The sequence below is a fragment of the Janthinobacterium lyxosi genome, assembly GCF_051380665.1.
Lineage (GTDB): Bacteria > Pseudomonadota > Gammaproteobacteria > Burkholderiales > Burkholderiaceae_D > Janthinobacterium.
The window spans coordinates 1-21,280 of sequence record NZ_JBNYXM010000021.1 but is presented as its reverse complement, the minus strand read 5'-3'; the positions used below and the strand labels follow the sequence as shown (position 1 = coordinate 21,280).

13 protein-coding genes are annotated in these 21,280 nt (G+C 65.1%); 9 read left to right on the top strand and 4 right to left on the bottom strand.

What is annotated here, in order from left to right; genetic code table 11:
- Positions 1–58 precede the first annotated feature (58 nt).
- From ACQ4WP_RS20430 to recD, 4 genes are all read left to right on the top strand, one after another.
- Complete coding sequence (locus tag ACQ4WP_RS20430; RefSeq protein ID WP_436523820.1) at positions 59–3,097, top strand: CHASE domain-containing protein; 3,039 nt, start codon at positions 59–61, stop codon at positions 3,095–3,097.
- Between the two features lie 75 nt (positions 3,098–3,172).
- The gene (gene recC / locus ACQ4WP_RS20425) at positions 3,173–6,592 is read left to right on the top strand and encodes an exodeoxyribonuclease V subunit gamma (protein ID WP_436523818.1); all 3,420 of its coding nucleotides are present in this window, start codon (positions 3,173–3,175) and stop codon (positions 6,590–6,592) included.
- A complete protein-coding gene (gene recB / locus ACQ4WP_RS20420) occupies positions 6,589–10,278 on the top strand; it encodes an exodeoxyribonuclease V subunit beta (protein ID WP_436523816.1) in 3,690 nt (1,229 codons plus the stop codon). The genes recC and recB overlap by 4 nt, the downstream gene beginning before the upstream one ends.
- Positions 10,268–12,241 carry an exodeoxyribonuclease V subunit alpha gene (gene recD, locus ACQ4WP_RS20415; protein ID WP_436523814.1) on the top strand — a complete coding sequence of 658 codons (1,974 nt, stop codon included), beginning with the start codon at positions 10,268–10,270 and terminating at the stop codon, positions 12,239–12,241. The genes recB and recD overlap by 11 nt, the downstream gene beginning before the upstream one ends.
- Position 12,242: 1 nt before the next feature.
- Here the strand turns inward: recD and ACQ4WP_RS20410 are convergent, their stop codons facing one another.
- Positions 12,243–12,905 carry a thiol:disulfide interchange protein DsbA/DsbL gene (locus ACQ4WP_RS20410; protein WP_436523812.1) on the bottom strand — a complete coding sequence of 221 codons (663 nt, stop codon included), beginning with the start codon at positions 12,903–12,905 and terminating at the stop codon, positions 12,243–12,245.
- 196 nt (positions 12,906–13,101) lie between these two features.
- Between ACQ4WP_RS20410 and ACQ4WP_RS20405 the strand changes: the two genes are divergently transcribed.
- A complete protein-coding gene (locus tag ACQ4WP_RS20405) occupies positions 13,102–15,027 on the top strand; it encodes a methyl-accepting chemotaxis protein (RefSeq protein WP_436523810.1) in 1,926 nt (641 codons plus the stop codon).
- Here the strand turns inward: ACQ4WP_RS20405 and ACQ4WP_RS20400 are convergent.
- The gene (locus ACQ4WP_RS20400) at positions 15,024–15,923 is read right to left on the bottom strand and encodes a LysR family transcriptional regulator (RefSeq protein ID WP_436523808.1); all 900 of its coding nucleotides are present in this window, start codon (positions 15,921–15,923) and stop codon (positions 15,024–15,026) included. The two genes, ACQ4WP_RS20405 and ACQ4WP_RS20400, sit on opposite strands and share 4 nt — an antisense overlap.
- 109 nt (positions 15,924–16,032) lie before the next feature.
- On the opposite strand from ACQ4WP_RS20400, the gene ACQ4WP_RS20395 reads away from it, so the two are divergent.
- Positions 16,033–16,965, top strand: a complete 933-nt coding sequence (locus tag ACQ4WP_RS20395; protein WP_436523806.1) for a DMT family transporter — start codon at positions 16,033–16,035, stop codon at positions 16,963–16,965.
- On the opposite strand, the gene ACQ4WP_RS20390 is transcribed toward ACQ4WP_RS20395, so the two are convergent.
- A complete protein-coding gene (locus ACQ4WP_RS20390; protein ID WP_436523804.1) occupies positions 16,966–17,844 on the bottom strand; it encodes a serine hydrolase in 879 nt (292 codons plus the stop codon). It lies immediately after the preceding gene.
- A gap of 414 nt (positions 17,845–18,258) precedes the next feature.
- Between ACQ4WP_RS20390 and ACQ4WP_RS20385 the strand changes: the two genes are divergently transcribed.
- From ACQ4WP_RS20385 to ACQ4WP_RS20375, 3 genes are read left to right on the top strand one after another with little or no spacing between them, the layout of a single operon-like run.
- Positions 18,259–19,518: a sensor histidine kinase gene (locus tag ACQ4WP_RS20385; RefSeq protein WP_436523802.1), complete on the top strand. Its 1,260-nt coding sequence runs from the start codon at positions 18,259–18,261 to the stop codon at positions 19,516–19,518.
- Positions 19,515–20,264 (top strand): LytR/AlgR family response regulator transcription factor, encoded by a 750-nt coding sequence (locus ACQ4WP_RS20380; protein WP_436523800.1) that lies wholly within the window; start codon positions 19,515–19,517, stop codon positions 20,262–20,264. The genes ACQ4WP_RS20385 and ACQ4WP_RS20380 overlap by 4 nt, the downstream gene beginning before the upstream one ends.
- A gap of 43 nt (positions 20,265–20,307) precedes the next feature.
- On the top strand, positions 20,308–20,736 hold the full coding sequence (locus ACQ4WP_RS20375; protein ID WP_436523798.1) for a DsrE family protein: 429 nt from the start codon (positions 20,308–20,310) through the stop codon (positions 20,734–20,736).
- Positions 20,737–20,805: 69 nt separating this feature from the next.
- On the opposite strand, the gene ACQ4WP_RS20370 is transcribed toward ACQ4WP_RS20375, so the two are convergent.
- Positions 20,806–21,024: a TOBE domain-containing protein gene (locus ACQ4WP_RS20370; protein ID WP_034757699.1), complete on the bottom strand. Its 219-nt coding sequence runs from the start codon at positions 21,022–21,024 to the stop codon at positions 20,806–20,808.
- Between the last annotated feature and the right edge of the window lie 256 nt (positions 21,025–21,280).

Sequence of the window (21,280 nt, the reverse complement as noted above, 5' to 3'; positions counted from 1 at the left end):
TCGTACCTGTTGGGTGGCCTGTGCCGCACATTCGAGGAACCGGAATAAGCGATCGACAATGCACACTTTGAGCAAGGGCGGGACGGTAGCGGGCATCAGGATCTGGGCGGGGGGGCTGCTGCTGGCATTGGCGGTGGGCGGCGCCCTGTATGCGGGGGCGGCGCGCACGGTCAATGACGACGCCGAGCAGCGTTTCGACAATCTCACGCACGGCGCCCAGCATAGCCTGGCCACGCGCGTAAAAAGCTATTCCGACTTGCTGCGTGGCCTCGAAGCGCTGTTTCGCACCAGCGAGCAGCTGACGCGCCGCCAGTTCCACGATTACGTGGCCGGCCTCGATATCGTGCGCCAGTTCCCCGCCATCGAATCGGTCAATTATGCGGTGGCGCTGACGCAGGCGCAGCGCGCGGCCTATGTCGCCGATGTACGCCGTGACACCAGCCTGGCGCCGGGCGGCTATCCCGCATTCACCATCCGCCCGCCCGGCGAGCGGCCGGAATACATCGTGCTCACTTACCTGGAGCCCGATTCCCTGCTGTCTGAACGCATGGGCGTCGATATCGGCGCCAACCCGCTGGTGGCGCAGGCCCTGGCGCAGGCGCGCGACAGTGGCGAAGTGAGCGCGTCGGGGCAGGTGATCATGATCAAGGGACCGCCCGCGCACGTGGGCCTGGGCATGCGCCTGCCCGTGTACCGCAATGGCATGCCGCAGGGCAGCGTGGCCGAGCGTCGCGCCGCCTACCAGGGGTCAGTGGGCATCGGCTTTGGCGTGGCGCAGCTGGTGCACAGCGCGCTCGAACGCAGCGCCCTGGAGCCGCTGCACCTGACCCTGTACAGCGCCGCCGAACCTCGGCCTGCCGATGGCGCATGGCGCATCACGCCGCAGGACCGCCTGCTGTTCAACGATGACGGCGACCTGGCGACACCGCCGCCGCAACCGGGCAGCGATGCCGCTTATTTCGACCAGGTGCTGCCGGTGGCTTACCAGGGCGGCGTATGGAAAGCCCATTTCCGCGTGCGCAAGGCGGAGCTGTACAGCAGCTTCGACCGCTATTTTCCGTGGCTGGCGCTGGCCGTCGGCGTGGCCGGCACCCTGCTCATTTATGGCTATATCTTTACCCTGTACCGTTCGCGCCGCAATGCGGTGGCGCAGCGCACCCTGCTCGATACGGTGCTCGACAGCGTCGATGCCTACGTCTACATGAAGGATGCCGACCTGCGCTACCGCTACGTGAATGCGCGCACGGCGAAGATACTGGGCCGCTCGGCGGAGCAGTTGATCGGCCGCCAGGATGGCGAGTTGATGCTCGGCGATGCGGCTGCCGCCGCGCAGCTGACCGAACGCCAGGTCTTCGACAGCGGCGCCAAGTTCGTCGGCGAAGAGCGCTTCGTCGATGCGCAGGGCCAGGTGCATCACCTGTGGAGCGTGAAGGTGCCGTTGGGCTTGCCCGGTCCCGTCACGGGCCTGATCGGCCTGTCCACCGACGTGACGGAACTGCATCGCCTGAAGGAGCAGGCCGACGCGGCCAGTCAGGCCAAGAGCGACTTCCTGTCGAACATGAGTCATGAAATCCGCACGCCGATGAACAGCATCATCGGCATGGCACACCTGGCGCTGAAATCGGTGGCGGATGCGCGCCAGCGCGATTATCTGAAAAAAATCTTCCATTCGGGCCAGCATTTGCTGGGCCTGATCAACGACATCCTCGATTTTTCCAAGATCGAGGCGGGCAAGCTGGAACTGGAAGTACTGGACTTCCGTCTCGACACCCTGCTGGCGAATATCGCCAGCCAGCTCGGTGATGCGGCCGCCGTCAAGGGATTGGCGCTGCAGTTCGATATCGCGGCCGAGCTGCCGCAGCGCTGGTGCGGCGATCCGCTGCGCCTGGAGCAGGTCTTGCTGAACCTGACCAGCAACGCCATCAAGTTTTCCGACAATGGCAGCATCTTCGTGCGCGTGCGCCAGTCCGAGGAGCGCGGCAGCCACGCCATGCTGCGCTTCGAGGTGCAGGACCGGGGCATCGGCATGAAGCAGGAAGAGGTGGCGCAACTGTTCCGCTCCTTCCACCAGGCCGACCCCTCTACCACGCGCAAGTATGGCGGCAGCGGCCTGGGGCTGGTGATCAGCAAGCAGCTGGTTGAACTCATGGACGGCAAGGTGGGCGTGTACAGCCAGCCGGGCCTGGGCAGCACCTTCTGGTTCACGGCGCGCCTGGAGAAAAGCGCGCAAGCGGGCGACGAGCGCATCGCCGAGGTAGAGCCGGAAGTATTGGGGGTGATCCGCGGCGCATCCATCCTGCTGGTGGAAGATAACGTCTTCAGCCAGCAGGTGGGTTGCGAATTGCTGGAAGACGCCGGTGCTACTGTCTGCGTCGCCTGCAATGGTCGCGAAGCGCTGGAATTGCTGGCCCACCAGCGCTACGACTGCGTGCTGATGGACGTGCAGATGCCGGAGATGGACGGCTTCGAGGCGACGCGCCGCATCCGCGCCGACCCGAATCTCAACGGCCTGCTGGTGATCGCCATGACGGCCAATGCGGGCAGCGACGACCGCGCCCGCTGCCTGGCGGCGGGCATGGATGAATTCGTGACCAAGCCGATTGCCCCGAATCTGCTGTTTCACCTGCTGGCGAAATGGTTCCGCCTGCGTGGCGGTATCGGCAGTATCGGCCACGCGCGCGTGGGCGACAGGCTGGCGGCGCTGCCGAAAGCGCCGCCATCGGCCGCCTCGTTGGAGTTGCGCGACACGGCCATCCTCGACCTGGCCACCCTGGCGCTCACGTTCAGCAATGACGCCTTGAAGATGCGTAAATACACCCAGCTGTTTCTCGACACGGCGCGCGATGGCATCGCAGAAATGGAGCAGGCCATGGCGCTGGAAGACCTGGGACGCCTGGCCGACCTGGGCCACCGCAGCAAATCGTCGGCGTTGGCCGTGGGCGCCCATGCCTTTGCCAGCCTGTGCGCGTCGATCGAAGGCTTGCGTCTGGGCGGCGACTTGGCGCAGGCGCGCGCCTTGCTGACGGCCCTGGGGCCGGCGCTGGCGCAGGTGGCGGAACAAATTTCAATGGAATTTTCCGCCAGCGACGCCCCCTGACGCAAGCAGCGGCGATAATATGCCTTTGACGTCTCCGGCCACCCGGCCGGAGACGCGGCAACCCATCGGATCAGCATGCATACTCCCGTCACGCCCGGCCTCCTCATCCTGCATGGCAACCAGCTGGAACAGCTGCGCGCCGCCGTCTTCCAGTGGCTGCGCCAGCATCCGCTGGCGCCCCTGGAAACGGATATCTTCCTGGTGCAGTCGAACGGCGTGGCCGAATGGCTGAAGATCGCCCTGGCCGAGGAGATGGGCGTGTGCGCCGCCACGCGCATCGCCCTGCCGGCGCGCCTGCTGTGGGAAAGCTACCGGGGCATGCTGGGGCGCGAGCGGGTCCCGCGCGTGTCGCCGTTCGATAAATCTCCGCTGACCTGGCGTTTGATGCGTCTTTTACCCTCTTTGCTGGCCGACCCGGTATTCGCGCCGCTGCGCTACTTCCTTGCCGATGGCGATTGCGAACGCCGGCTGCAACTGGCCGAGCGCCTGGCCGATTTGTTTGACCAGTACCAGGTCTATCGCGCCGACTGGCTGGCCGACTGGGCCGCGGGGAGCGACCAGTTGCGCACGGCGCGCGGCGAGTCCGTCGTCTTGAAGGAAGACCAGCGCTGGCAGGCGCAGTTGTGGCGCGCCGTGGCGGCCGACGTGGAACCGTTCGAGCGCGACACGGGCCGCGCCGACATCCACGAGGCTTTTTTGACGGCGATCGCCGCCGGCGATGCGCCTGCCGGCAAGCTGCCGCGCCGGGTGGTGCTGTTTGGCGTGTCGGCCTTGCCGTACCAGACCTTGCAGGCGCTGGCCGCGCTGGCGCGCCACACGCAGGTGGTGCTGGCCGTACCCAACCCGTGCCAGTTTTACTGGGGCGACATCATCGACGGGCGCGACTTGCTGCGCGCGGAAAACAAGCGCCAGCGGCAGCGCAATGGCCACGACCTGGCGCAAATTCCGCTCGAAGAACTGCATGCGCACAGCCATCCGCTGCTGGCCAGCTGGGGCAGGCAAGGGCGCGATTTCATCCGCATGCTCGACGAATTCGACGAACACGCGCAAGCCGAAGGACGCGACGACAGCCTGCGCATCGACCTGTTTGGCGAGGAAACGGGCGAAACCCTGCTGCAGCAGGTGCAGGTGGCCATCCGCGAACTGCGCCCGCTGGCCGAGCATGAGCAAACGCCGCCCGAGGCGGGCGACCGCTCGATTGAATTTCACGTGGCGCACAGCGTGCAGCGCGAAGTGGAAGTGCTGCATGACCAGCTGCTGGCCATGTTTGCGCACAGTGCCGAGACGGGCTTGCGCCCGCGCGACGTGGTAGTGATGGTGCCCGACATCGATACCTTTACGGCGGCCATCCACGCCGTCTTCGGTCAGTACCGGCGCAATGACGAGCGTTTCATCCCGTTCGAGATCGGCGACGTGAAGGACCGCAGCGTCAACCCGCTGCTCGTCGCCCTCGAGTGGCTGCTGCAGCTGCCGCAGCAGCGCTGCCGCCAGAGCGAAGTGCGCGACCTGCTCGACGTGCCCGCGCTGGCTGCCCGCTTCGGCCTGCAGGCGGACGACCTGGCCACCCTGGGCGCGTGGATCGAAGGGGCGGGCGTGCGCTGGGGCCTGGACCAGGCGCACCGCGCCGGCCTGGGACTGGGCGCGGCCGGGGAACAGAATGCGTGGATATTCGGCGTGCGGCGCATGTTGCTCGGCTATGCCAGCGGCAGTGGCGCCAGCTTTGGCGGCATCGAGCCGTATGCGGAAGTGGGCGGCCTCGATGCGGCGCTGGCGGGCTCGCTGGCGCAGCTGGTCGAGGCGCTGCTGCACTGGCGCAGCGTGCTGGCCGGCGCGCGCACGCCCGCTGAATGGGGCGTGCAGGCGCGCGCGCTGCTGGCGGCTTTTTTCGATGCCGACGACGAGGGTGACCGTTTGACCTTGGCGCAGCTGGAAGGCGCCTTGCAAGGCTGGCTGGAAACCTGCGAGCATGCGGGCTTTGTCGAGCAGGTGCCGCTGTCCGTGCTGCGCGTGGCATGGCTGGGCGCGCTGGACGAGCCGACCCTGAACCACCAGTTTGTCTCCGGCGGCGTGACCTTCTGTACCCTGATGCCGATGCGCGCCGTGCCGTTCCGCGTGGTGTGCCTGCTGGGCATGAATGATGGCGATTTTCCGCGCCGCGCGCAGAAGGCCGATTTCGACTTGCTGGCGCTGCCCGGCATGGCGCGCCCGGGCGACCGCTCGCGCCGCGACGATGACCGCTACCTGATGCTCGAAGCCTTGCTGGCTGCGCGCGACAAACTGTACGTGAGCTGGGTGGGGCGCAATGTGCGCGACAATTCCGAGCAGCCGCCGTCGGTGCTGGTGTCGCAGCTGCGCGACTACCTGGCCGCCGGCTGGTCGCTGGACCGGCACCTGGCATCGCTCACTACCGAGCATGCGCTGCAGCCGTTCAGCCGCCGCTATTTCGAAGCCGGTGGCTTGCTCACGTACGCGCGCGAATGGCGTGTCGCGCATGCCGATGAGGAGGCGCAGGCCGAGGCACTGGCGCTGGGACCCTACGAACTCGATCCCGGCACGCGCTTGAAACTGGGCGAGCTGGCCAGCTTCCTGCGCCAGCCCGTCAAATACTTTTTCCGCCGCCGCTTGAGCGTCTATTTCGCCGATGCGGCCATGCTGGGCGAGGATGAAGAGCCGTTTGGCTTGAATGCGCTCGAGCGTTATCTGCTGGAAGACACCATGCTGGACGACGGCGGCGCCGTGGAAGCGCTCGATGACGTGCGCGCCAGCCTGGAAGCGCGGGCAGAGAAGCTGGCACGCGAAGGCGTGCTGCCCATCGGCCTGATCGGCCAGCAGGTGCAGGCGCAATTGGTCGAGGCGCTGGTGCCCGTGCGCAGTGCGTGGTTGTCCCTGCGGGCCTCGTTCCCGCTGGCGGCCGACAAGCGCGCCATCAACTTGCCCTTCGGCGAGCTGCAGATCGACGACTGGCTGGACAAATTGTGCAGCAATGGGCAGGAGACGGCCTGGCTGATGCAGATTTCCTCGAAAGTGACGGACAAGGGCGGCCTGGCGCGCGGCGACAAGCTGATGCTGATGTGGCTGCGCCAGCTGGCCGCCGCTGCCCTCGGTTTTCCCGTCACCGGCTACCTGGTGGCGCGCGACGCCATCGTCAGCATGGCGCCGCTCGATCCGGCCACTTCGCGTGCAGCGCTGGCCACCTTGCTGGCGCTGTGGCGCGAAGGCATGAACCATCCGTTGCCGACTGCCTGCAAGACGGGCCTGGCGCTGGTGCAGCAGGGCGACCCGCGCGCCGTCTACGATGGCGGCTTTGACATGTCGGGCGAGCGCGAAGAACTTTGCCTGGCGCGCCTGTGGCCCGAGTTTTCCGCGTTGGCCGCCGAGGAAGCATGGCAAGACTGCACGCGCGAGCTGTATGGCCCGCTGGCTGACTGGCTGCAACAGCACATCACGATCGACCCGATTAGCGCGCCCTTCGATGGCGCCGGAGAAGAACCATGACCAGCCATCTGCTCAACCCCCTGGCGTTCCCGCTGCACGGCTCGCGCCTGATCGAAGCCTCGGCCGGCACGGGCAAGACCTGGACCATCGCCGCGCTGTACGTGCGCCTCGTGCTGGGACACGGCGACGACGACAGCCGTTTCGCGCGCCCGCTGCTGCCAGCCGATATCCTGGTGATGACGTTTACGCGCGCCGCCACGCGCGAACTGTCGAACCGCGTGCGCGAGCGGCTGATCGAGGCGGCCGCTTATTTTCGCAATGAGTTCCGCATTGAATCCGGCGGCAGCGACCCGTTTCTCGATGCCTTGCTGGAGTCCTATCCGGACGAGAGCGAGCGGAAAAAGGCCGCGCACCGGCTGATGCTGGCCGCCGAGACGATGGATGAAGCGGCCATCTTCACCATCGACGCCTGGTGCCAGCGCATGCTGCGCGAGCACGCCTTCGACAGCGGCAGCCTGTTCGACGAAGAACTGGTCAGCGACGAGCAAGCCCTGTTCGAAGATGCGGCCCACGATTACTGGCGTCAGCAAGTCTATCCCTTGCCCCCGCAGGCGCTCGACGTGCTGCTGGCATGCTGGCCCGACGTGGGCGCGTTGAAGAAAGGCGCGCGCGAGCTGGCGCGCCGCGCGGACATCATGGGCATGGCGGACGAGGAACCGTTGTCCGCGCTGATCGCGCGCGAACAGCGGGCGCTGGCCGCGCAGCTGGCCACCCTGAAGGCGGGCTGGGTCGAGCGCGTGGACCGGATGGCCGCCTGGATCAACGACCACCGCGCCGTCAATCCCAAATCTTTTAACGGCGTCAAGATGAAGCCGGAGAACCTGGCGAAGTGGTTCGACGGCTTGCGCCGCTGGGCGCAAGACCCGCTCTTGCTGCAGCCAGCCATCACGGCCAAGGCGTGGGAACGCTTGACGCCGTTCGGCATCGAAGATGCGTTTGCCAAGAGTTTTACGGCGCAGGTGCCCGAGTGCTTCGAACATACGGAAGCGCTGGGGATCGCCCTGGCGGCCCTCACGCCGCTGGCGCACAAGCTGCACCTGCATGCGGCGGCGGCCATCGCGCGGCGCATGGATCAATTGAAGCGCCAGTCGCGCCAGTTCGGCTTTGCCGACATGCTGCAACGCTTGCACGACGCGCTGGCGGGCGAGAATGGCGCGGCCCTGCGCCAGCGCATCATCGATCAATACCCGCTGGCGATGGTCGATGAATTCCAGGATACGGCACCGGCCCAGTACCAGATCTTCAACCTGCTGTACCGCATCGCCGACAATGAGCCGTCGCTGGGCCTGTTCCTGATCGGCGACCCGAAACAGTCGATCTACGGCTTTCGTGGCGCCGACATCCAGAGCTACCTGGCGGCGCGGCGCGCCACGGCAGGACGCCACTACCAGCTGGGCACCAACTACCGCTCGACGGCGCCCCTGGTCGCGGCCGTCAACCAGCTGTTCCTGCATGCCGAGCGCGCGGAAGTACCGGCCGGCGCCTTTCGCTACCGGAAAGAGGGCGAGAACCCGCTGCCCTTCGAAGCCGTCGACGCCAAGGGTCGCGACGAGCACCTGGTGAACGCCAGCGGCCCGTTGCCGGCGCTGCTGGCCGCCTGCGCCAGCGATGAAGGACTGCGCGGCGACAGCTACCGCGAGTATTTCGCGCAGCATTGCGCGGAGCACATCGTTGCCATGCTGGGCGATGCGCAAGCCGGTTTCGCTGGCCCCGACGGCTTCGTGCGGCTGCAGCCGGCCGATGTCGCCATCCTCGTGCGCGACCGCAAGGAGGCGGCGGCCATCCGCCGCGCGCTGGCCCGCCGTCGGGTCGCCAGCGTCTACCTGTCCGACAAGGATTCCGTCGTCGACAGCGAAGAGGCGCAAGACGTGCTGCGCTGGCTGGCGGCGCTGGCCAATCCCCTTGACGGGGGGCTGGCGCGCGCCGCGTTTGCCACGCGCACCATCGGCCTGTCGCTGGGCGAACTGGCGCGCCTGTCGAGCGACGAACTGGAATGGGAGCGCCGGGTTGAGCAACTGAAGGCCCTGCACCTGATCTGGCAGCGCCAGGGCGTGCTGGCCATGCTGCGCCGCTTCATCCACGAACTGCAACTGCCGGCCATGCTGCTGCAGCAAACGGGCGGCGAGCGGCGTTTGACGAATCTGCTGCACCTGGCAGAACTGCTGCAATCGGCCAGCCGCCAGCTCGATGGCGAGCAGGCGCTGATACGCTGGCTGGCCGAGCAGATCGCCGGCGAAGGCGAGTGCGGCGACGAGCGCGTGCTGCGCCTGGAAAGCGATGCGGAGCTGGTCAAGGTCATCACTGTGCACAAATCCAAGGGCCTCGAATACCCGCTCGTGTATCTGCCGTTTGCCGTCACGGCGCGCAAGGTGGATAAACGCAACCGCAGCTTCTTCGAGTATGCGGGCGAGGATGGCGAGCGTCGCCTCGACCTGTCGCTGTCCGACGAGGCCATGGCGGCGGTCGAAGAAGCGCGCATCGAGGAAGACTTGCGCCTGCTGTACGTGGCCTTGACGCGCGCGCGCCACTTTTTGTGGCTGGGCGTTGCCGCCCAGGCGGCGCGCAAGGCGGGCGAGAATACCTTGCACGAATCGGCGCTCGGCTACCTGCTGACGGGTGGTGACAAGCTGCCGTCCGAGCAGCTGCTGCTGCGCTGGCAGCAGGTGGCGGGCAGCTGCGACGCCATCTACGTGGGTTCTTTGGCGCAGCCCGATGCCTGCACGGTGCTGGACCGGGTCGAGCGGCGCCCCGCCTTGCGGCCCGCACCCGTGTTCGTGGGCGAATTCGAGCGTGATTGGTCGGTGGGCAGCTTTACGTCGCTGACGCGCCAGATCGGCGCCGTGGCGGCCGCGCACGTGCCGCAGCGGGCGCTGGAAGAGACCTTGCTGGAAGACGGTGCGGGAAGTGGGGCGGGAAGCGGCGTGGCCGCGCTGCCGCCGGCGCAGACGAGCGACGCGCCCTGGCACCGCTTCCCGCGCGGTTCCGTGCCCGGCAATTTCCTGCACGAGCAGCTCGAGTGGATGGGCAGCGAAGGTTTTGCTTGCGTCCACGACGACAATTTCAACACGCGCCTGGCCGCGCGCTGCGAGCGGGCGGGCTGGGGCCACCGTCAGGAAGACGCCATCGCCTGGCTCCGGGAAACCGCCCTCACGCCGCTGCCGCTGCTCGATGCGTCGTTGTCGCAGTTGGACAGCACCCTGTCCGAAATGGAGTTCTGGTTCCCCAGCGAGCATTTGTCCACGGGCGCGCTCGATCAGCTGTGTACGCGCTTGCTGCTCGATGGCGCGCCGCGTCCCGTGCTGCCGCGGCGCCAGCTGCACGGCATGTTGAAAGGTTTTGCCGACCTGGTTATCGAACAGGATGGCCGCTACTGGGTGCTTGACTACAAGTCGAACGCGCTGGGCGCCAACGACGCTGCGTACCACACGCAAGCGCTGGCGGCCGGCATGGCGCAGCATCGCTACGATATCCAGGGCGCCATCTACATGCTGGCCCTGCACCGGCTGCTGAAAAGCCGCCTCGGTGATGCGTATGACCCGGCCGAGCACCTGGGCGGCGCCATCTTCCTGTTCCTGCGCGGTATCGCGAATGTGGATACGCATGGCTGCTACTGGCTGGCGCCGCAGCTGGAACTGCTGGACGGCCTCGATCAACTGTTAGAAGAAACGGAACACCATGCAGCATAATGAGCAGATGGATGCCTTGCAAATGAATGCCTTGTTCAGCCATGTCGACGGCGTCGCCGGGGCAGGTCATCTGCGCCGCCTGAGCGCCGCCTTTGCCCGCTTTATCGCCAGCCTGGACGAGGAGGCGCCGAATGCGCCCGCCGTTGCCGTGGCCTGCGTGGTGCTGTCCGAGCTGGAAGGGCGGGGGCACAGCTGTTTGATGCTGTTTGAGCTGGCCAGCGAACCGTCGCAACTGCTGGGCTGGAGCGAGGAACTGTGGCATGCCGTGCTGGCCGTTTCCGGTTCGCTGCCAGACAGCGCCGAGGGCTGGCGCGCGCTGCTGGCCGGCGCGCCGCAGGTGTGGCAAGTGGGTGCGCCCGATGTGCGCCAGCCGCTGGTGCTCGACGGCGACCGTCTGTACTTGCGCCGCTACTGGCGCGATGAAAGCCTGGTGGGTGAGAAAATCGCCGTGCGCGCTCAGGATTTGACGAATCTGCCGCTGGCGCAGGTGCGGCAATGGCTGGACATCCTGTTCGACCAGCCCACGCAGGATGGTGGTCCGGACTGGCAAAAGGTGGCGTGCGCCATCGCCCTGCGCGGCAAGGTGGCCATCATCACGGGCGGCCCGGGGACGGGCAAGACGTACACGGTGGCGAGCCTTTTGACTTTGCTGTTTGCCGTCTCGCCGCAGCCGGAGCAGCTGCGCATCGCGCTGGCCGCGCCGACGGGCAAGGCTGCCGCGCGCCTGAAACAGTCGATCGACAAGGCGCTCGAAGGGCTGGCGGCGAAGGCGGGCGATGCGCTTCCCTTGCTGGAACTGGCGCGGCGCATGGGCGCGGCGCGCACCCTGCATAGCTTGCTGGGCGCCCGGCCCGATACGCGCGCCTTTGCCCACCACGCGGGCAATCCGCTCGACGTCGACGTGCTGATCATCGATGAAGCATCGATGGTGCACCTGGAAATGATGGCCTCGGTGCTCGATGCCCTGCCGCCGACGGCGATATTGATACTGCTGGGCGACAAGGACCAACTGGCGTCGGTGGAAGCGGGCGCCGTGCTGGGCGACTTGTGCCACGATGCGCAGGCGGGCGGCTACACGCCCACCACCATCGCGTATGCGCAGGCGGCCAGCGGCGTGGCCATTCCAGCCGCCTTCGCAGGGTCGGCCGGCGCGCTAGGGCAGCAGACGGTGATGCTGCGCCACAGTCACCGTTTCAGCGGTCCGATTGGCGAGCTGGCGCTGGCCGTGAATGGCGGCAGGCCCGATCTGGCCAAGGCGTGTTTCGCCAGCGACAGCGGCGGCCAGCTGGCGTGGACGGTGCCGGCGCAGCAGGAGGACGTGCTGCGCCTGGCCTTGCGCGGACGTCCGGATGCGCCGGGCGGCTACCAGCCTTATCTGGCGCTGGTGAATGCCGGCGGCGAAGGCTACGCGCAGCATGACGACTGGGTGCGCGCCGTGCTGCACGCGTTCGAGTCGTTCCGCATCCTGTGCGCCGTGCGTGAGGGCGAGTGGGGCGTGGCGGGCTTGAACACGGCCATCGAACTGCGGCTGGAAAAGGACGGATTCATACGCCGCAGCGAGTGGTATGTGGGCCGTCCTGTGATGGTCACGCGCAACGACTATGGCACGGGCGTGTTCAATGGCGACATCGGACTGACCTTGCGCGACCCTGCGCGGCCCGGCTCCCTGCGTGTGTACTTCCTGGAAGGCGAGAACGTGCGCAGCGTGCTGGCCACGCGTTTGCGCCACGTCGAGACGGCGTTCGCCATGACGGTACATAAATCGCAAGGCTCGGAGTTTCGCCACACGGTGCTGGTGCTGCCGCAGGAAGGCGGCGCCATGCTGGCGCGCGAACTGGTCTACACGGGCATCACGCGCGCGCGCGACTTTTTTACCCTCGTCTCGCCCACGCAAGCCGTGCTGTTCGACGCGATCTTGCGCCGCACACAGCGCGCCAGCGGGCTGCGCGGCTTGATCGGCTGAGTTACTTCGCCAGCTTCGCCTTGGCCACCAGGGCCTGCACCACTTGCAGGGTCGCCTGCTCCACGTCCTGACGCGGCAAGCCCGGGTTGGCGCCGGCGACCATCGAGGGATTGGTCAGGTAGCGCCCGCCCACGATCAGGGTGGGCGTGCTGTCGACCTGGTAGCTGGCGGCCAGACGGGGCAGGTTTTTCAGCCTGGTCTGCACGCCAAACGACTGGTAGGCGCCTTCGAAGGTGGCCTTGTCCAGGCCATTTTTCAGCGCCCAATCGAGATTGTCCCTGTCGCTGGCCAGGCGCTTGCGTTCCACATGCCAGGTGTGCATGACTTGCGCGTGCAGCGCCTCTTCCTTCTTCAGCGCTTCCAGGGTCAGGAACAAATGCGCTTCCGGATCATTGGCCGGCGTGTGCGGCAAATGGATGCGGCGGAACGACACCGTGGCGGCATTCTCCCTGACCCAGCGCGCCAGGCTCGGCTCCAGCGCATTGCAGGCGGGGCAGTGGTACATGAAAAATTCGATCACTTCCACCTTGCCCGGCGCCGCCTGCACCGGTTGCGGCGTGGCCAACACCAGATAGTCGGCACCCGGCGCGGGCGCTTGCGGTGAGGCGAAGGCGCTGGCGGCGGCGAAGCTGGCGCAGGCCAGGATGAGGCGGTGCAAACGCATGGGTGCTCCTTTGAAAAAATTAACTATGCGGCAATCATGGTGGGGCGTCAATAGTCGGTGGTGTTGCTTTGATGTAATAAAAGTTAATTATTCCGAATATTGAATAATAATGTTCCGATTTTTGTGTGAAAATGTAAAAACAGGGGCAGGGCGACAGCGCCATGTCACACCATCAAAATCAAAACAGGAGTCCATCATGTTGTCTTCTCTTCGCACGCGGCTGGTGCTCATTTGCGTTTCCATCGTCGTGCTATCCATGCTGGCCCTCTCGGTCGCCAATTACATCACCACGCGCAGCAGCATGCTGGCGTCGGCCGACCAGCAGATGCAGCAACTGTTGCACAGCCAGTCGGCCGTGCTGGCGCAATGGGTCGATGGCAAGAAAAAGGTCATGGCATCCGTCGTGATGTCGGCCGAGACGCCCGATCCGCTGCGCGCTTTCCAGATCGCGGAAAAGGCCGGCGATTTTGCGGAGGTCTTCATCGGCTACGCGGACAAGCGCTCCGTATTTACCCATCCGGGGCGCCCGGCCGATTTCGATCCCACCGCGCGCGCCTGGTACACGGAGACCGTCAAGGCCGGCGTGCCGATGCTCACGCCGCCGTATGTGGACGCGGCCAGCCACAAGCTGGTAGTGTCGTTTACGGCGCCCGTCGGGCCGAAAGAGGCACTTAGCGGCGTGGCGGGCGCGGACGTGCTGCTCGATACGGTGATCGCCAACGTGGTGGCGATCAAGCCGACGCCGCACAGCTTTGCCTTCCTGGTCGACCAGAGCGGCACCATCATCGCCCATGCTGACAAGGACCTGAGCCTGCAGCCGGTGGCGAAACTCGATGCGGCGCTTTCGGCCGCGCAGGTCAACCGGCTGGAAAGCACGCGCACGAGCGAGGCCGTGCGCCTGAATGACCGCGACGGCATGCTGTACGTCACGCGCGTGGCGGGGACAAGCTGGCTGCTGGCCGTGGTGCTGGACCAGCAGGAAGCCATGCAAGCCTTGCAGACGATGCTGACGACGGCCACCGTGACGGCCGCGCTGCTGACCGGGCTGGCGGCGCTGCTCTTGTCGCTGCTGGTATTCAAGATGCTCAAGCGCCTGGAACTGGTGCGCGACGCGCTCGATGACATCGCCTCGGGCGAGGGCGACCTGACGCGCCGCCTCGACGCATCCGGCGTGGATGAACTGGCGCAGATCGCCGGCGCCTTCAACCGCTTCATCGACAAGATCGCCGCCGTGCTGGTGAAAATCCGCACGGCCAGCGAATCGGTGAAAGTCTCGTCGTCGGAAATCGCCGCCGGCAACCAGGACCTGTCGTCGCGCACGGAACAGCAAGCGAGCTCGCTGGAAGAGACGGCCGCCTCGATGGAAGAGCTGACCAGCACGGTGAAACAGAATGCGGACAATGCGCGCCAGGCCAACCAGATGGCGCAATCGGCGTCCGGCGTGGCCAGCAAGGGCGGGCAAGTGGTGGCGCAGGTGGTCGATACCATGGCGTCGATCAACGATTCGTCGAAGAAGATCGTCGACATCATCAGCGTCATCGATGGCATCGCCTTCCAGACGAATATCCTGGCCTTGAATGCGGCCGTGGAAGCGGCGCGCGCGGGCGAGCAGGGACGCGGCTTTGCCGTGGTGGCGACGGAAGTACGTAGTCTGGCTCAAAGATCCGCTGGCGCAGCGAAGGAAATCAAGCTGCTGATCGATGATTCGGTGGGCAAGGTCGATTCGGGCGCGCGGCTGGTCGACGAGGCCGGCGCGACGATGCAGGAAATCGTCGACAGCGTGCGCCGCGTGACCGACATCATGGGCGAAATCACAGCCGCCAGCGTCGAGCAAAGCTCGGGCATCGAACAGGTGAACCATGCCATCGCGCAAATGGACCAGGTGACGCAGCAGAACGCGGCCCTGGTGGAAGAAGCTGCCGCTGCGGCGGAAAGCCTGCAGGATCAGGCCAGCACCTTGGCGCAGGTGGTGGGCGTGTTCAAGCTCGATGAGGGGCAGGCGCCGCAGCAGCCGCCAGCCAGGCCCGTGGTGCGCGCGCCCATCGCGCCGCGCCTCGCCAGCAGTCCGGCAAGGACGGCTGCCGTCAAGCCGGAGCGCAGCGAGGAGTGGGAGACGTTCTAGGCGCGCCGTGGCGCCAGGGTCGGCGCCATCTGCTTGGCCACCTCAAAAAAAGCGTTGGTGGCGGGCGTGTTCTGGCGCCGGTCGCGCACGGCCAGGCCCACTTTGCGGCTGACGGGCGGATTTAAGGGCAGGGCCACCAGCTCCGGATACTGCTCGCGCAGGCGCTGCGGCAGGGCCAGTTCGGCGACGATGGACAGGCCGTCGCCACGGCTGACCATGTCGAGGATGGTGATCACCTGGCTGATGCGGTAGGGCACGTGCGGTTGCAGCCCTGCGTTGGCGAACAGGGGTTCGATCAGGCAGGCGCAGCCCGCCTCGGACATGATGAACGGCCCTTCGCACAATTGGGCCAGGGTGATGGCGGTTTCGCTGGATAGCGCATGGCTGCGCGGCACCAGCGCCATCATCTGGTCTTCCACCAGCGGCGCCGTATCGAAGCGCTCGTCGGGCAGCACGACGAAGCCGACATCCACGCGACGTTCGCGTATCCATTGCACCACCTCATGGTCGGCGCCTTCGTCGATGCGCAGGGTTATGCCCGGATAGCGCAGGCGGAATTGCGCCGTGATGGCCGGCAGCAGATTCAACGACGAGGTGGGACCAAACGAGCCGATGCGCAGGCTGCCCTGGCGCTGGCCCAGTACGTCGGCCGCTTCCTGGCGCATGGCTTCCGACAGACCGAGGATTTCGCGCGCGCGCACGAGCAGCTGGCGGCCCACGTCCGTCAGTTCGGCCGATGCCTGGTGGCGCACGATCAGGTCCACACCCATCTCCTTTTCCAGCGCCTTCAAGGCATGCGAGACGGCCGACTGGCTGATGCCCAGCTGCGCGGCGGCGGCGGAAAAGCCGTGCAGTTCGGCCACCAGGGTAAAAATTTCCAGTTGCGTGAAGGTCATGGTGTGGTTTCTTTGGATTATGAGTATTTGCTCATTATTTCATGAGTTGATATTAGTATTAATATATATGTGCAGCGTCCGCTGTACAAGCGACATCATAGGACTTTCCATGCGTACTTCTGCCGTACCTTCAGCCGCCTTGCCTTCCGTGCAATCGCCGCTCGTCTACCTCAAACTGATTTTCGTTGCCCTGTTCTGGGGCGGCACCTTTATCGCGGGGCGCGTGCTGGCGCAGCAGATGCCGCCCATGACGGCTGCCAGCGGACGCTTCGGCGTGGCCGTGCTGCTGCTGGTGCTACTCGCATGGAAACTCGAAGGGGGCTTGCCGCGCCTGGACCGCAAGCAATTGATGACGACGGCGGCGCTGGGCCTGACGGGCATCTTTTTGTATAACCTGTGCTTCCTGGCGGCCCTGTCGCGCATGCCGGCGGGGCGCACGGCCCTGTTCGTGGCCTTGAATCCCATCGTCACGGCGCTCGCCTCGGCCATGCTGTTCCGCGAACGGCTCGGTTCCTTCAAGTGGCTGGGCATCATGCTGGCGTTTTGCGGCACGGCCATCGTCATCACGCGCGGCGATATCGCCGGCGTGCTGCACGGCACGGACGGCGGCATCGGCATGGGTGAAGTGTTCATGTTCTGCGGCATTTCCAGCTGGGCTGCCTACACCCTGATCGGCCGTGTGGCGCTGAAGGGCCTGAGCCCGATTGCCGCCACCACGTATGCCTCGATGTGGGGCCTGGCCTTTTTGCTGGTGGGGGCGGTGGTGGAATTCCCCACCGTGCCATGGCACAGCTTCGGCTGGCAAGTATGGGCCGCCATCGGCTACCTGGGCGTGTTCGGCACGGTGATCGGCTTTGTCTGGTATTACGAAGGCGTGAAAGCGCTGGGCCCGTCGCGCACGGCCGTGTTCAACAACCTCGTGCCCGTGTTCGGCATCGTGCTGGCGGCGGCGCTGCTGGGCGAGCCGGTGCTCGCTTCGATGCTGGTGGGCGGCGCGGTGACGATAGCCGGCGTGGTGATGACCAACCGGCAAGCGAAATAATTATTTTGCGCGGCGGCGTTTACTTGGTTTTGCCGGCGCCTTCTTGTGCCGGCTGACGGAGGCGCGCACCACTTTCGGCTCTTCGATGCCATATTCGGCCGCCAGCATGCGGCGGATGTTGACGGCGTCCATGGCGCGCACGGAATTGGCGCGCGCGTTGAGCAAAATCATGGTGGCGAACTTGCCAGCCGACTTGATGCGCATGATCAGGCAACGGCCCGCCTCATTCGTGTAGCCCGTTTTCGACAGGCCGATGTCCCAGCCCTTGGCGCCCACCAGGCGGTTCGTGTTGTGGTATTCCACGTCGCGGCCCTTGATCTGGATCACGTCCTTCGAATCGGTGGTAATGCGGCTGATTTCCGGGTAGCGCGAGGCGGCCACAGCCATCTTGACCAGGTCCGCTGCCGTCGACTGGTTATTCGGCGACAAGCCCGTCGGTTCTTCGATCACTGTCTGGCGCATGCCCAGGGCCTTGATCTTGGCGTTGACGGCCACGGCAAACGCGGTCGGGCCACCGGGGAAGGTGCGCGCCAGCGAAGCGGCGGCGCGGTTGTCGGACGACATCAGCGCCAGTTGCAGCACGTCGTGGCGGCTCAGGGTGGCGCCCACGGGCACGCGCGAGGTGCTGTGTTTCAAGGTATCGACATCCTCGCGGTCGATGCTGATCTCTTCCTGCATATTGGCCTTGGAGTCGAGCACGACCATGGCCGTCATGAGTTTGGTCAGCGAGGCGATGGGCACCACCACGTTGGAATTTTTTTCAAGCAAGACTTTGCCTGTGCCATCTTCGACCACCAGTATCGACTGGGAACCGAAGGGCACGGCGATGGCCGCTGTCGAAAGCGTCATCAGCACCGCGGCGAACATTTTTTTGAGCATGGGATTGTAATGGGAAAGCAGTTTTGGGGCGCCATCGTGGGCGCTGCGCGCAAATCCGGAAGCGGGCCGCGCGGGGACGCGGCGTGTATCTCGGAGGCAATATTTGCCAAGCTTAAACAATACCATTAAAGATCAAGCGATGTCTACGGTACAAGCCCGCGACAGGCGGCGTTGCGGGCAATTTGGCAAATAAATGGGGCCAATCTTGCCGTAGTGAAAATTGTTACGCAATTATTGATTTCGCCTTGGAAACTTCGTATTATTTCAGCAATATTGGCAGCGAGGGTCTGGCAGGCCCATGTACCTCGTCGTTGATGCCTGTCCCTTCGTGCTTCGTCGCCCAACGCTATGCCCTGCCACAGGGGCGCCGTAGACTGCGTTCATGCCTGAATCACAGACCAAGGAGAACGCATCGTGTTAAAAAAATATACGGACTGGTACCGCAGCATCGACGAAGAATCGCTGCTGGTGCTGAAACATCCTGAGATGGCGGACCAGATCCAGGGACGAGTGCGCCGCTACGTCGCCATGAAGCTGGTCAAGCTGACGCCGATCGAGCGCCAGCAATTGCACGATTTCCTGCTCAAGTACCGCGGCGCCGGTTTTTACATCGCCGCGTTCAAGCTGATGCTGCTGTTCAGCGCCATCGGCGTCGCCCTGCACCTGCTGCTGCCGGCCCGGTTCGAATTGCTCAAGGCCCTGGTCTTCAGCAACGGCTTGGGTTTTGCGCTGGCGTGGGGCCTGGTGGGCGTCTGGTTCAATTACCGCAGTTCCGTGCGCTACAAGTTCAAGAAGCTTTTGTTGATCGTGTCGACCTGCGCGGCAGGGGTAGCGGCCGGTGTGCTGCTGGCCGGCTTGAGCGATACCGGTTCCATGGACATGGCCTTCGAGCGCTTGCTGCGCGTGGGCGGCATCGCCTTGCTGGTGGCCGGGTTGTTTTATATGGTGCCGCTGGCGGTCGTGACCACCTGGCGCAACCGTCAGTACGAAGCGCTGACCCTGCAGCTGCAGCAAGATGCCGAGCGCGAACGCCTGGCGCGCGAACTGAGCGAATCGCAGCTGCGCCTGCTGCGGGCGCAGATCGAACCGCATTTTCTGTTCAATACCTTGGGCGCCGTGCAGCAGCTGGCCGAGCAGGGCGCGCAAGGTGCCGGCCGGGCCGCGGCATTGACGGCCGATCTGATCGCCTTCCTGCGCGCCAGCCTGGCGGAGATGCGCAGCGAGCAAGTGCCCTTGCAAAGCGAGTTCGACATGGTGGCCGCGTACTTGCGCGTGATGCAGGCGCGCATGGGCTCGCGCCTGCGCTATGCGCTGGACTTGCCGGCCGAGTTTGCGCACGCGACGATACCCAGCATGATCTTGCTGACCCTGGCGGAAAATGCCATCAAGCACGGTATTGAACCATCGTTGCGCGGCGGCGAGATCCGCCTCTCGGCGCTGCGGGTGGACGGCATGCTGCGCCTGCGCGTGCAGGATACGGGCATGGGCTTGCCGGCCAGCGGTGCGGGCAGCGCGCCGGGAGGCTGCCTGGGCCTGGAAAACGTGCGCAGCCGGCTGTTGCTGTCCGATCCGTCCGCCAGCTTGAGCCTGCGCGACGGCGAAGAGGGCGGCGTGATCGCTGAAATAGTGCTGCCCATTAAAATTGCATCCAGCCTGAAAGAACTTGCCGCATGAAGGCCACCATCCTGATCGCCGAAGACGAGCCGCTGATGCGCGAGCGCCTGCAGACGATGCTGGCGCAAGCCTGGCCCGAGGCGCGCATCGTGCTGGTGGCGGAAAACGGCAACGATGCCTGGGACGGTTTTCTTGAGCACGAGCCGGACGTGGTCTTCCTCGACATCCGCATGCCTGGCCTGTCGGGCCTGGAAGTGGCCGAGCGCATCGGCAAGCGCGCCCACGTGGTGTTTGTCACGGCCTACGACCAGTACGCCGTCGATGCGTTCGACGCGGGCGCCGTCGACTATCTGTTGAAACCCGTGCAGGCCGAGCGGCTGCAGCGCGCGCTGGCCCGCCTGCACGACAAGCTCGGTGCCCAGCCGGCCGACATGGCACACTTGCTGCAATCGCTGCGTGCCGCGCTGCCGGCCGCGCCGCGCGAAAAACTGAAATGGATCAGGGCCAGCGTGGGCAAGCAGATCCGACTGATCGACATCGACGACGTGCTGTTCTTCCAGGCTGACACCAAGTACACGCGCGTGGTGCTGGCCGGCTCGGAAGCGCTGGTGCGCACGCCGCTGAAGGATTTGTTGGGCGGCCTCGATCCGGAACAGTTCTGGCAAATCCACCGCGGCACCATGGTCAACGTGAAAGCCATCGAGGCGGCCGAGCGCATCGACGCCGAGCGCATGCAGGTGCTGCTGCGCGGCAGCACGGAAAAGCTGCCCGTCAGCCGCACGTTTACCTATTTGTTCAGGGATTGATATGATTGCAATGTTTTTAATCTGCCACTGAAATGGACATCTCATGACAATCTTGCGCCGCTGGTTCACCACCATCCTTCTTTCCTTGCTCGCTTGCAGCGCCGTCGCGGCAGCGCAGAAGGAGGAAAAGGTGGTGTACCACGTCAATGACGCCAGCAATGCCGCCGCTGCGCTGAAGAATATCCGCAATCACCTGGACGCCAGCCCCCAAGCCACCATCGTGCTCGTCGCACATGGCCCCGGCATCGATTTCCTGCTCGACGGCGCCATCGACAAGAATGGCTCACCGTATGACGTGGTGGTGCGCGAGCTGGCCAAGCGCGGCGTGAGTTTTCGCGTCTGTAATAACACCTTGCAAGGACGCAACATCGACCGCCAGCGCGTGCTGCCCGAAGCCGTCATCGTGCCCTCGGGCTTGGCCGAACTGAGCCGCTTGCAGTGGCAGGAAGGGTATGTGTATATCAAGCCCTGACATCAAGCCCTGACGCAAACGCCGCGCCGCTGCCGGATGGCAAGGGCGCGGCGCATGGGGAGCGGGCGCTTACTGGATCTTGGCGATCGACACTTCCGTCGATTTGACCAGTGCGATGACTTCGCTGCCCACTTTCAGATCCAGGTCCTTGATCGAGCGCGAGGTGATCACCGACGTGACGATGCCGTGCGGCGTTTCCACATCCACTTCCGACACTACGGGGCCAAAGATGATTTCCTTGATCTTGCCGCGAAACTGGTTGCGTACATTCACTTCCGAGATAGCCATGATATTTCCTTTGTGCCCGTAATACGCCATGCGGCGCGACATGGCCAGAGTACGGCGCGCGCACGCTTTTGACCACGAATCGATGCGCATATCGATATGCGCAAACCGGCGCGGACATAAAAAAACCGGGACATGTCCCTAATGCCGTTCACTTAAGCAGTTTTTCGTAGAACTCGAGTGGCATAGCGCTTTGGTTTTGCCTTGACGGCCCGGTCGAATTTTCGATCGGGCCGTTCGTCATTCAGAAGACTAACCA

Coding starts and splice junctions, on each gene's coding strand:
- ACQ4WP_RS20370 (WP_034757699.1), bottom strand. CDS start 21,024: ATGGCTATCTCGGAAGTGAATGTACGCAACCAGTTTCGCGGCAAGATC.
- ACQ4WP_RS20380 (WP_436523800.1), top strand. CDS start 19,515: ATGAAGGCCACCATCCTGATCGCCGAAGACGAGCCGCTGATGCGCGAG.
- recB (WP_436523816.1), top strand. CDS start 6,589: ATGACCAGCCATCTGCTCAACCCCCTGGCGTTCCCGCTGCACGGCTCG.
- ACQ4WP_RS20395 (WP_436523806.1), top strand. CDS start 16,033: ATGCGTACTTCTGCCGTACCTTCAGCCGCCTTGCCTTCCGTGCAATCG.
- ACQ4WP_RS20410 (WP_436523812.1), bottom strand. CDS start 12,905: ATGCGTTTGCACCGCCTCATCCTGGCCTGCGCCAGCTTCGCCGCCGCC.
- ACQ4WP_RS20390 (WP_436523804.1), bottom strand. CDS start 17,844: ATGCTCAAAAAAATGTTCGCCGCGGTGCTGATGACGCTTTCGACAGCG.
- recC (WP_436523818.1), top strand. CDS start 3,173: ATGCATACTCCCGTCACGCCCGGCCTCCTCATCCTGCATGGCAACCAG.
- ACQ4WP_RS20375 (WP_436523798.1), top strand. CDS start 20,308: ATGACAATCTTGCGCCGCTGGTTCACCACCATCCTTCTTTCCTTGCTC.
- ACQ4WP_RS20430 (WP_436523820.1), top strand. CDS start 59: ATGCACACTTTGAGCAAGGGCGGGACGGTAGCGGGCATCAGGATCTGG.
- ACQ4WP_RS20400 (WP_436523808.1), bottom strand. CDS start 15,923: ATGACCTTCACGCAACTGGAAATTTTTACCCTGGTGGCCGAACTGCAC.
- recD (WP_436523814.1), top strand. CDS start 10,268: ATGCAGCATAATGAGCAGATGGATGCCTTGCAAATGAATGCCTTGTTC.
- ACQ4WP_RS20405 (WP_436523810.1), top strand. CDS start 13,102: ATGTTGTCTTCTCTTCGCACGCGGCTGGTGCTCATTTGCGTTTCCATC.